At 58.5% G+C, this 9,797-nt stretch carries 13 protein-coding genes; 3 read left to right on the top strand and 10 right to left on the bottom strand.

The window, feature by feature from the left end; all coding sequences use genetic code 11:
- Positions 1 to 302 precede the first annotated feature (302 nt).
- The gene (gene tnpB, locus DMP05_RS09460) at positions 303 to 1,478 is read right to left on the bottom strand and encodes an IS200/IS605 family element RNA-guided endonuclease TnpB (protein WP_118372717.1); all 1,176 of its coding nucleotides are present in this window, start codon (positions 1,476 to 1,478) and stop codon (positions 303 to 305) included.
- Positions 1,479 to 1,481: 3 nt separating this feature from the next.
- Positions 1,482 to 1,874: an IS200/IS605 family transposase gene (gene tnpA, locus DMP05_RS09455; protein ID WP_118372716.1), complete on the bottom strand. Its 393-nt coding sequence runs from the start codon at positions 1,872 to 1,874 to the stop codon at positions 1,482 to 1,484.
- 188 nt (positions 1,875 to 2,062) lie between these two features.
- On the opposite strand from tnpA (DMP05_RS09455), the gene DMP05_RS09450 reads away from it, so the two are divergent.
- The 3 genes from DMP05_RS09450 to DMP05_RS09440 are packed head-to-tail and all read left to right on the top strand — an operon-like array spanning position 2,063 to position 2,960.
- Positions 2,063 to 2,323 carry a hypothetical protein gene (locus tag DMP05_RS09450; protein ID WP_123220212.1) on the top strand — a complete coding sequence of 87 codons (261 nt, stop codon included), beginning with the start codon at positions 2,063 to 2,065 and terminating at the stop codon, positions 2,321 to 2,323.
- Between the two features lie 5 nt (positions 2,324 to 2,328).
- Complete coding sequence (locus DMP05_RS09445; RefSeq protein WP_123220210.1) at positions 2,329 to 2,601, top strand: NADP oxidoreductase; 273 nt, start codon at positions 2,329 to 2,331, stop codon at positions 2,599 to 2,601.
- 14 nt (positions 2,602 to 2,615) lie between these two features.
- Positions 2,616 to 2,960: a hypothetical protein gene (locus tag DMP05_RS09440; RefSeq protein ID WP_211326884.1), complete on the top strand. Its 345-nt coding sequence runs from the start codon at positions 2,616 to 2,618 to the stop codon at positions 2,958 to 2,960.
- A gap of 169 nt (positions 2,961 to 3,129) precedes the next feature.
- Here DMP05_RS09440 and DMP05_RS09770 read toward each other — a convergent pair whose 3' ends face one another.
- The 8 genes from DMP05_RS09770 to DMP05_RS09400 all read right to left on the bottom strand — a co-directional run bounded on the left by DMP05_RS09770 (position 3,130) and on the right by DMP05_RS09400 (position 9,410).
- Positions 3,130 to 3,924 (bottom strand): plasmid mobilization protein, encoded by a 795-nt coding sequence (locus DMP05_RS09770; protein ID WP_148039731.1) that lies wholly within the window; start codon positions 3,922 to 3,924, stop codon positions 3,130 to 3,132.
- A gap of 281 nt (positions 3,925 to 4,205) precedes the next feature.
- Positions 4,206 to 5,381 (bottom strand): IS200/IS605 family element RNA-guided endonuclease TnpB, encoded by a 1,176-nt coding sequence (gene tnpB, locus DMP05_RS09430; RefSeq protein ID WP_118372717.1) that lies wholly within the window; start codon positions 5,379 to 5,381, stop codon positions 4,206 to 4,208.
- Between the two features lie 3 nt (positions 5,382 to 5,384).
- Positions 5,385 to 5,777 carry an IS200/IS605 family transposase gene (gene tnpA / locus DMP05_RS09425; RefSeq protein ID WP_118372716.1) on the bottom strand — a complete coding sequence of 131 codons (393 nt, stop codon included), beginning with the start codon at positions 5,775 to 5,777 and terminating at the stop codon, positions 5,385 to 5,387.
- An 83-nt stretch (positions 5,778 to 5,860) separates the two neighbouring features.
- Positions 5,861 to 6,226 carry a hypothetical protein gene (locus DMP05_RS09420; protein ID WP_123220208.1) on the bottom strand — a complete coding sequence of 122 codons (366 nt, stop codon included), beginning with the start codon at positions 6,224 to 6,226 and terminating at the stop codon, positions 5,861 to 5,863.
- A gap of 91 nt (positions 6,227 to 6,317) precedes the next feature.
- Positions 6,318 to 6,596, bottom strand: a complete 279-nt coding sequence (locus tag DMP05_RS09415) for a hypothetical protein (RefSeq protein WP_123220207.1) — start codon at positions 6,594 to 6,596, stop codon at positions 6,318 to 6,320.
- Positions 6,593 to 6,859, bottom strand: coding sequence for a hypothetical protein (locus DMP05_RS09410; protein WP_123220206.1), 267 nt, complete (start codon positions 6,857 to 6,859; stop codon positions 6,593 to 6,595). The genes DMP05_RS09415 and DMP05_RS09410 overlap by 4 nt, the downstream gene beginning before the upstream one ends.
- A gap of 654 nt (positions 6,860 to 7,513) precedes the next feature.
- Positions 7,514 to 7,915, bottom strand: a complete 402-nt coding sequence (locus tag DMP05_RS09405) for a hypothetical protein (RefSeq protein WP_148039730.1) — start codon at positions 7,913 to 7,915, stop codon at positions 7,514 to 7,516.
- 79 nt (positions 7,916 to 7,994) lie between these two features.
- A complete protein-coding gene (locus DMP05_RS09400; protein WP_148039729.1) occupies positions 7,995 to 9,410 on the bottom strand; it encodes a helix-turn-helix domain-containing protein in 1,416 nt (471 codons plus the stop codon).
- Positions 9,411 to 9,797 lie beyond the last annotated feature (387 nt).

Below are 9,797 nucleotides of genomic sequence, written 5' to 3'. Positions count from 1 at the left end.
ACCCATCCCGGAAGCCCTCATAGGGACGTTATTTTATCAATGATTTTATTGTACACCCAGAGCCAGAAGAAAAGGCTCCCTCTGGGACCCATCCCGGAAGCCCTCATAGGCACGTTATTTTATCAATAGATTTGTTTTACACCCAGAGCCAGAAGATACGGTGTATGGCAGAACGTCTGGCATCTCAGACATTTCCCCGTTGACACTCCCCGTAGTTGAAACCAGGGGATTCTCAGTTCTGCGAGGTCTGCCGTCGGGGACCGATATAGTCCTCTAGGGTCTTACGTCCTCTCCCCGAGCGTTTAGGCGGTTATAGCCGCCACGGTTCCCGCGTGCCCCGCGGTACCTTGCGTGTTGGAGAGGATGCGTTTCCCTTCCGTCAGTATGTTTCTCGCCGCGTTGACGTCGCGGTCGTGGTGCGCACCGCACACGGGGCAGTCCCACGACCGCACCGACAGCGGCAGGGCGTCGAGCCTGTGCCCGCAGGCCGAGCAGGTCTTGCTCGACGGGTAGAAGCGGCCAATCTTGACAAGGGAGCGCCCACGCTCGGCGCACTTGTACTCAAGCAGCCGTGCGAACTCACCGAACGAGGCATCCGACACGGCTTTCGCCAGATGATGGTTTCGCACCATGCCCTTGGCATTCAGGTCCTCCATGCACAGGACTTGGTTCTCGTCCGCGAGCATGGTCGTGACCTTGTGAAGGGCATCGGTTCTGGCATCGGCGATATTGGCGTGGATCCTGGAGACCCTCTTCCGCTGCTTCATGTACCTGCCGCTCGGCTTCTCGCCCCTGCGTGCGCCCTTCCTGCGGGAGAGCCTGCGCTGCTCCCGCGCGAGCTTGCGCTCGTATTTCTTGAGATGACGCGGATTCTCGATTTTCGTGCCGTCCGAGAGAGTCGCAAGCGTCTCGACGCCGAGATCGATTCCGACCTCCCGGTCGGTCGCGGTCGTGTTCTTAGCCGGCACGTCGGTGCAGAGGAAGGTGGCGAAGTAACGGCCGGCCGCGTCCAGGGAGACCGTGACCGACATGAAACGCCCCTGGAGCGGTCGGGATACCTTAGCCCGGACAGTCCCGAGCTTCGGCAGCGCGATATGGTTGCGGTCGAGGACCTTGCCGCCGTTGGTGCGGTAGGACTGCCGGGCGTGCCGGCGCGACTTGAACTTGGGGAAGCCCGGCTTCCCGCCCTCGCGCACGCGTCGGAAGAAGTTCTTGTAGGCGCGGTCGAGGTCGCGGATGGACTGCTGGAGCGCCATGGAGTCCACTTGCGCGAGCCAGGAGGTCTCGGGGTCGCGCTTCCACGCAGGGATCATCTTGATCAGATCATTGGTGGCGATACTCTTCCCGGTCTCGCTGTAGGCGGTCTTCTTGACATCGAGGGCGCGGTTGTACACGAAGCGGCAGCAACCGAACATCCGCGCGATCTGGTCGCGCTGTGACTCATTCGGGTAAATTCGGTATTTGAATCCGCGTTCCATCGGCTAGACCTCCTTCTGTCTCTCTATGTATTTCCTCACCTGCGCGAGCGGTGCACCTCCCACGGTCGACACGAAGTAGCTGTTCGTCCAGAGCGTCGGTATACGGCTCTTGAGCCACGGGAACTCCTCGCGCAGGTCGTGGCTTGACCTCCCCTTGATGCGCTTGATCGCCCGGTGGATGCTCAGCTGGGGATCGATTGACAGGAGCAGGTGGACGTGGTCGGGCATGACCTCCATCTCGGCAATCTCGAACCCGAGCTCGTCGGCGACTTCCCATGCGATCTCCTTGAAGCGCTCGTCGACTCCGTCCACGAGGACGGGCCGACGGTACTTCGGGCAGAAGACCACATGGTAGTTGCAGGAGAAAACTATGTTGCGGTTACTCTTGTACTTCATGGTATAGATATTATACAGTATTGAGCTGCATAATATCTACCGTCTTATATCCCCGTAGTTGAAACCAGGGGTTTTACGACGGTTTAGATAAAAGCGTCTGGCATTTGTCTGGCACTTGAAGTGCAGGCGTATTTCTCCCGATAGAAAGATATGATATGATTTCATATCATATCGAAAGGAGAGCGGGCATGAGCCAGATAGGGGTTCACCCCAGAATCAGCAGGCGGCACCCCGAGGTGAGCGAAGCGGACGTGATGGCCGCGATGCGGTCGATGATTCGCTACAAGCAACGCGAATCGGGCGAGTGGATTGCCGTCGGCACGGACTCCCACAGCAGGCTGGTCGAGCTCGTCTACATCTACGATGCCGACGATGACTACTTCTTCGTCTACCACGGGATGACCCCACCGAGCGGCAAGACGCTCAGGGAACTCGGCTTGGAGAGGTGATTTGGATGAACGTGAACGATTTCATGGCGAAGCACGGCATCACCGATGCCGACCTCGACCGCATGGCCGCGCCCTACGAGGACGGCAGCTTCGAGCCGGAACCCGATGGCAAGGTGTTCAGCGGCTCACACCTCGACGCGGTCGGAACCCGCCGCGTGACGGTGGTCTACGACGCGAAGGATACGCAGAGAGTGGCCATGATAGCCCGCAGCAAGGGCGTGAAGCCGTCTTCGGTCTACAGGGACGCACTCGAATACTATCTGGCAGCACAGGCCTAAAGGACACTGACCATATGGCTGAAACGACAATGGAGCCTTGGAGCTTCACCATCGTCTTCGATGAGGATAAGGCGAAAAAGAACGGTTACGAGGTCGATACCCTCTATGACTACGTTGGCAAGAACGTCGAGGGGCTTGGAAACGAACGCATCGCACGCGGAACTTGGCGTGCAGCCAAGGGATACGATGAGGTCGATGCGCAAACCCTCGCGATTTCCAAGCTCTCCCGTCAGAAGTGGGTCATGCAGAATATCAAGTCACTTGCCTTTCGCGAGGACGATGATGAAATCTATGACGGAATCGAGACCATCCGACGGTTATATCCGGAGCGCGTTTTCGATTCGGAATCGGGCGAGTAGTCGGGTCAATGTAGTTGTCGATGACTACGGGGCGGCGTGGTCTGCGCTCGCGCGGATCTAAGCCGACTCGTTCACCGACGGCGGAATTGACGCGACGGTCGAAACAGAAGACCAGACTTGATTGAGGGTCGATGGGCAGGCTCGCCCATCGACCCTTTCCTTGCCCTCGTCAGTCGTTTTCGGCATTGTCGAAATCCTCGATTTTAAGATGGACGTTGTTGCGGTCTGCTTCCCTTCGGAGCGCAGCAAGGGCTTCCGCGACTTCCATAAACGTCTCCACCTCACGCGCGAGGACGCGCTGCGCTTCCCCCGCATCGAACACTTTGATGCCATAGGTGTTCAAGAACTTCATGAACTGGTTCAGGTTCGTCCCCTGCTTCGCGAGTTCGTGCGCGGCCTTTCTCAAAGGCTCGGTATCAATGACCCTGATTGTCGCATCGTCGGAATTGGCAAGGAGCGTGCGGGCGTATTCGGAAACCGTCATGCCGTTTTTGGCGGCTTTTCGCTTGAGGGCTTCCTTCTCGTGTTCAGTCATCCGCACCTCGACGCGTGCTTCTTTTCTCCGCATGTCGCTTTCGGCACCTCTCGTTTTTCCAGAATCATCCGTTTGCAAATAGCGCCGCCGCGTTTGCAAACGGTGCGAAATCGAGCGGCAGGGTTGCCGCCCACTGAAAACCGGCAACTCTAAATTGCCGGTTTTCCAAAGCGCAAGCGCTCTCCCGTCAAGGCCGCTAAAGCCGTTCGGGAGCAAGATGGAAGTGAGGAAAAAGTCCACAACAGTGGAGTTTGTCCGTACACTTCCCAAATCTTGCAACTCGGAGAGCGGCCTTGGCCGGTGAGCGCTTGCGCGAGAGTCTTCTTTCTGCGGTGCCGCCGCCGCAGAAAGAAGACGGACAGCCCGACCGGGCGAGTTGCCGTCGGCGTTTTCTCGATTTTCCGAATCACGGTTTTCCGGCTCACACAAAACTGATTGCTTTGAATCGCCGCCTTCGCGATCCGCTCTCGCGGAACACTCCGGCGGGATTCTCGGCTATCCGTCCCAGCCGTTGCGGCGGGCTTCTGTCACGCAAACGACTTCATCGACGAGATACGTCGCGGGCTTGCGTGCACCGTTCGAGCGTTTCGTGACGAACCCGAGGGAGTTGACACTCCCCGTAGTTGAAACCAGGGGATTCTCAGTTCTGCGAGGTCTGCCGTCGGGGACCGATATAGTCCTCTAGGGTCTTACGTCCTCTCCCCGAGCGTTTAGGCGGTTATAGCCGCCACGGTTCCCGCGTGCCCCGCGGTACCTTGCGTGTTGGAGAGGATGCGTTTCCCTTCCGTCAGTATGTTTCTCGCCGCGTTGACGTCGCGGTCGTGGTGCGCACCGCACACGGGGCAGTCCCACGACCGCACCGACAGCGGCAGGGCGTCGAGCCTGTGCCCGCAGGCCGAGCAGGTCTTGCTCGACGGGTAGAAGCGGCCAATCTTGACAAGGGAGCGCCCACGCTCGGCGCACTTGTACTCAAGCAGCCGTGCGAACTCACCGAACGAGGCATCCGACACGGCTTTCGCCAGATGATGGTTTCGCACCATGCCCTTGGCATTCAGGTCCTCCATGCACAGGACTTGGTTCTCGTCCGCGAGCATGGTCGTGACCTTGTGAAGGGCATCGGTTCTGGCATCGGCGATATTGGCGTGGATCCTGGAGACCCTCTTCCGCTGCTTCATGTACCTGCCGCTCGGCTTCTCGCCCCTGCGTGCGCCCTTCCTGCGGGAGAGCCTGCGCTGCTCCCGCGCGAGCTTGCGCTCGTATTTCTTGAGATGACGCGGATTCTCGATTTTCGTGCCGTCCGAGAGAGTCGCAAGCGTCTCGACGCCGAGATCGATTCCGACCTCCCGGTCGGTCGCGGTCGTGTTCTTAGCCGGCACGTCGGTGCAGAGGAAGGTGGCGAAGTAACGGCCGGCCGCGTCCAGGGAGACCGTGACCGACATGAAACGCCCCTGGAGCGGTCGGGATACCTTAGCCCGGACAGTCCCGAGCTTCGGCAGCGCGATATGGTTGCGGTCGAGGACCTTGCCGCCGTTGGTGCGGTAGGACTGCCGGGCGTGCCGGCGCGACTTGAACTTGGGGAAGCCCGGCTTCCCGCCCTCGCGCACGCGTCGGAAGAAGTTCTTGTAGGCGCGGTCGAGGTCGCGGATGGACTGCTGGAGCGCCATGGAGTCCACTTGCGCGAGCCAGGAGGTCTCGGGGTCGCGCTTCCACGCAGGGATCATCTTGATCAGATCATTGGTGGCGATACTCTTCCCGGTCTCGCTGTAGGCGGTCTTCTTGACATCGAGGGCGCGGTTGTACACGAAGCGGCAGCAACCGAACATCCGCGCGATCTGGTCGCGCTGTGACTCATTCGGGTAAATTCGGTATTTGAATCCGCGTTCCATCGGCTAGACCTCCTTCTGTCTCTCTATGTATTTCCTCACCTGCGCGAGCGGTGCACCTCCCACGGTCGACACGAAGTAGCTGTTCGTCCAGAGCGTCGGTATACGGCTCTTGAGCCACGGGAACTCCTCGCGCAGGTCGTGGCTTGACCTCCCCTTGATGCGCTTGATCGCCCGGTGGATGCTCAGCTGGGGATCGATTGACAGGAGCAGGTGGACGTGGTCGGGCATGACCTCCATCTCGGCAATCTCGAACCCGAGCTCGTCGGCGACTTCCCATGCGATCTCCTTGAAGCGCTCGTCGACTCCGTCCACGAGGACGGGCCGACGGTACTTCGGGCAGAAGACCACATGGTAGTTGCAGGAGAAAACTATGTTGCGGTTACTCTTGTACTTCATGGTATAGATATTATACAGTATTGAGCTGCATAATATCTACCGTCTTATATCCCCGTAGTTGAAACCAGGGGTTTTACGACGGTTTAGATAAGCCTTTGCAAATCCTTTTGCATTTCCGCGCGATTTGTCATGCCCAGTTCGCTCGCACCGGTTGAAAGGCTCATACGATATTCGGCGGGCGAGCCGTCCTTGTTCGTCGTGCACTGGAAGCTGTAGATGCGACCTAGAACGATTTGCTGCCTTCGCGTTACGGGCAGGAAGAAAGCCCATATCGGGATTCTGGCGAACGCGGCATTTCTCGCTTTCGCTATCGTCTCGTCGCGCGTTTTCGCCGAGACGGTTAGCGCGACCCTCTGGGCGCTTGCCTTCAGTTTCTGGTTCTGGATTCCGTCGGCCTGCGCCATGAGTTGCTTTGCCGCGTCGCCTATGAGGTCGTTGATGTTGTCCATGGTGTATACTGCTCCTTGCAGAAAGGACTGGTTTAACCGTCTGCAAAGCCCCCGAGCTATGGCCAGCGTCGGGGGCTTTTCTTTTGCCGCTCTACGATGCCGCGAGAATGTCGTTGGCGAGGACGCTGCGAACGTAGGCACTCATGGTCGTGCCGCGCTCCTCGGCCTTCTTCGTCAAGGTGGCCTTCATGCCGACGGGAATCTTCACCGTTACGGTCGTGGTCTTTTCGGCCGACAGAGGGGGACGGCCCATGACGACCTCGCCGACGGTGCGCTCGCCCTCGGGGAACTCTCCGCGCTCGTATGCGTCGCACCAGCTGCCAATCATCGCTTCCGTGATTTCCTGACCGTTTGCCGCTATGTAGCTCATCGCGCTCTCCTTTCCGTCTGGGCGATTTCCTTCGCGAACTTGGGTTGAACCGGGGACATGGCGTGGATGATGAGCCAGCCGAAAATCGTCTCGACCGCTATCAGCTCGACCGACCTGCCGTCCGGGAGCCAGCCGACGCAGAGCCAACGCGGCGGCTCGTCATCGTTTTCGCGCTGGATGCTCTTCACCACGTTTCCCCATGCTGACAGCACTTCGTCGCGCGTCAGGTGCTTCAGCGCGTTCGGGTGTATCTCCGGTGCCATTCTTTTCCTTTCTCGGTACGACGAAAGTATACGAAATATCAGTCGTATGGTCAAATCTGGGCCTTCCTATGGGTTGAAACGACCCATAGCTGTAGTGGGAAAGCCACTACAGTGTTGAAAAGTCTGTAGTGGGAAAGCCACTACAGGTGTAGTGGGAAAGCCACTACAGGCCTGTAGTGGGAAAGCCACTACAGGTGTAGTGGGAAAGCCACTACAGGTGTAGTGGGAAAGCCACTACAGCAAACGACATACGTGTAGTGGGAAAGCCACTACCTACGAATAGAGAGATTTAGAAGAGAATTAGTAGATATCTCTGTCGGGATTTTTCGCTGTTGAAAACCCGCTCGCTGTCGAAAACTTTTCCACACCCGTCTCTGCCGACCGCAGCCAGACCGGAGGGCGCGACAGCCCAAATCGACCAAAAAGCAACCGGCGCGCCCAAGGCGCTTCGCGCCAAGCAGTGAAGACGAAAGGGGCGTGAACCCATCTGAGAAGCCACCAGATGCCCAAAATCGACCTTAAAAGAAAATGGCCGCAGACTTCCACCTGCGGCCACATTTCAGAGCCTTAAAACGGCTCTCAGTCGTTCATTTGCGCCAAATCACCCGACGGAGCAGTAGACGCACCAGCGGCGCTTGCCGAGTTCCGACACGTCTATCCCCTCCAAGCCCTCTTGAGCCTTTGCCATCGGCTCAGCTTCTGCTCCGTGGATTCGAGCGCGAGCGCCTGCGCCGTCTCGTGGTGGAGCACCTGAGCGCCCTGCACGGCCTTGGTGCTGTCGGCGACCGTCTCCATGAGCTTGGCTATCTGCTCGTCCTTCTTGGCGAGCTGGTCGATGAGGGCGGCGAGCGCTGGCGAATCGGCTCCGCTCGACCGCTCGTCACCGTGTATCTCCTGTGTATCTCGGTGTGTATCACCCTGTGTATCAGGCGGCTCCTCGTCAAGCGAATCGATGAACCCGCGAATCAAATCAGTTTGAGAACATCCTCGCAGCTCGGAAACCTTTTTTAGCTTACAGATTTGCTCATCTGTAAGCCTGAACATCTTCTGCGGCACGTGTATCTCCTGTGTATCTCGGCGTGTATCACCCTGTGTATCAGCCCATTTCATCACCCAAACGCAAAGCAGGCAAGAATCAATCGGCTTTCGGCTCCGTCATATCGACGTGGATGTGACCGCCCTCGTACCACGCGCCGTCCGGCAGGCCGTCGGTATCGCACTTCCAGTCCCTCAGCCACTTGATGACGGTAGACCTCGACACGCCCAGCGCCTTTGCTATGTCCGAGTGGTTGGCATCCGGGTGCTCCCGGGCATAGGAGCGAATCAGCTCGCGCTTCTCCCCACTTCCCTTTGGCCGACCGCTGTTTTCATACTCGTTCTCGCCGAGAACGTCGCGACGCATCTTGCGCAGCCCGTTTAGGTACTCCATGTGCTGTGGCTGCTTCCTGTAGTTCCGCTTGTTCTTCGGGATCGCTATTCCCGATATCCTCTCCAAGTCCTTGATGGGGAACTTCTTGTACCGCAGGTCGAGGCATTCGAGAGCGTTCTCGACCTCATGGTCGTTGCCGAACGGGTGCTCGGTGTCTACCGAATCCAGGAACGGCACCAGCGAATCCATGTCCGCCTTGACGCGTTCGCGGTCGGTGATGCCGCACTTCACGGCGTATATCGCCAGAGCCATCAGGCAGAAGTACCTATGGCTGAACGTCGCACCCGCGCGTATCTTGCGCAGCCACCAGTTGTAGAGGTCTTCCTTGGCATCCCACGAGCCGTCGGCGCGTCCGCCGTTGACGATGACCTTCTCGTACCACTCGGGGAATCTCTCCTTGGCCTGTTCGAGCGTGTACCTCGTCTCCCTCCACTTCTTCGACAGGTCTACCTGCTGTTCCGGGGGAAGGAAGTCGTTCAGCTCTTCGAGCGAGAAGGGGTGCGTGTTGACCCTGAACGCCCTGACCGTGCCGCCGTCCTTCGTCTTGCCGCCGATGACGCGGAACCCTTGGTTGATGCCCTGGTGCTGCGGGTGCTCCCATTCCCTCGACGTGTACTTGTTCCACATCCTGTCGGTCAGGTGGTACTTCATGTCCTTCAGCAGGCTCTTGGTGTTCGGGTATAGGTCGGCGGGTTCCTCGAGGACGTAGTACAGGTGGACGTTGTGGCCGCTCAGGATGATGTAGTTCGGCTCGGGATAAACGGGGTAGTCGCTTCGGCAGTTGTACAGGAAGGCCGTGAGCGTGCCGTCATCCTGCCCGTCGAGGTCGAAAATCATGGCGCACATCTTGCTCTGCGCGTCGGCGGTGTTCGCCCTGCCCCAGTAGGTGAGACCGTTCGTTATCGCCCAGTTCGCATCGCGGAACTCGGCAAGGGTCTCCTCGAACGTGTCCTCGAGCAGGATTCGGCGGCGTCTCCTGTCTCCGACGAGCTTCCCGTCGCTGTCGTAATGCCCGCCGAACGAGCCGAGGATTATCGGGTTGGCCTTGTGCAGCCCGCCCGGCTCGCCCTCCGTCTGGATGAACCCGTACCCGAGCTGAAAGATATCGGAGTAGACATCCATGGCCGAGACCTCGGAAGCCCCGTATTCGAGAAGAACAGACTCAAGAGACAACCCGCTCACCAACCCATCCCGGAAGCCCTCATAGGGACGTTATTTTATCAATGATTTTATTGTACACCCAGAGCCAGAAGAAAAGGCTCCCTCTGGGACCCATCCCGGAAGCCCTCATAGGGACGTTATTTTATCAATGATTTTATTGTACACCCAGAGCCAGAAGATACGGTGTATGGCAGAACGTCTGGCATCTCAGACATTTCCCCGTTGACACTCCCCGTAGTTGAAACCAGGGGATTCTCAGTTCTGCGAGGTCTGCCGTCGGGGACCGATATAGTCCTCTAGGGTCTTACGTCCTCTCCCCGAGCGTTTAGGCGGTTATAGCCGCCACGG

The sequence above is a fragment of the Slackia isoflavoniconvertens genome (genome assembly GCF_003725955.1).
Lineage (GTDB): Bacteria > Actinomycetota > Coriobacteriia > Coriobacteriales > Eggerthellaceae > Slackia > Slackia isoflavoniconvertens.
This window is presented reverse-complemented; position numbering and strand designations above follow the sequence as displayed.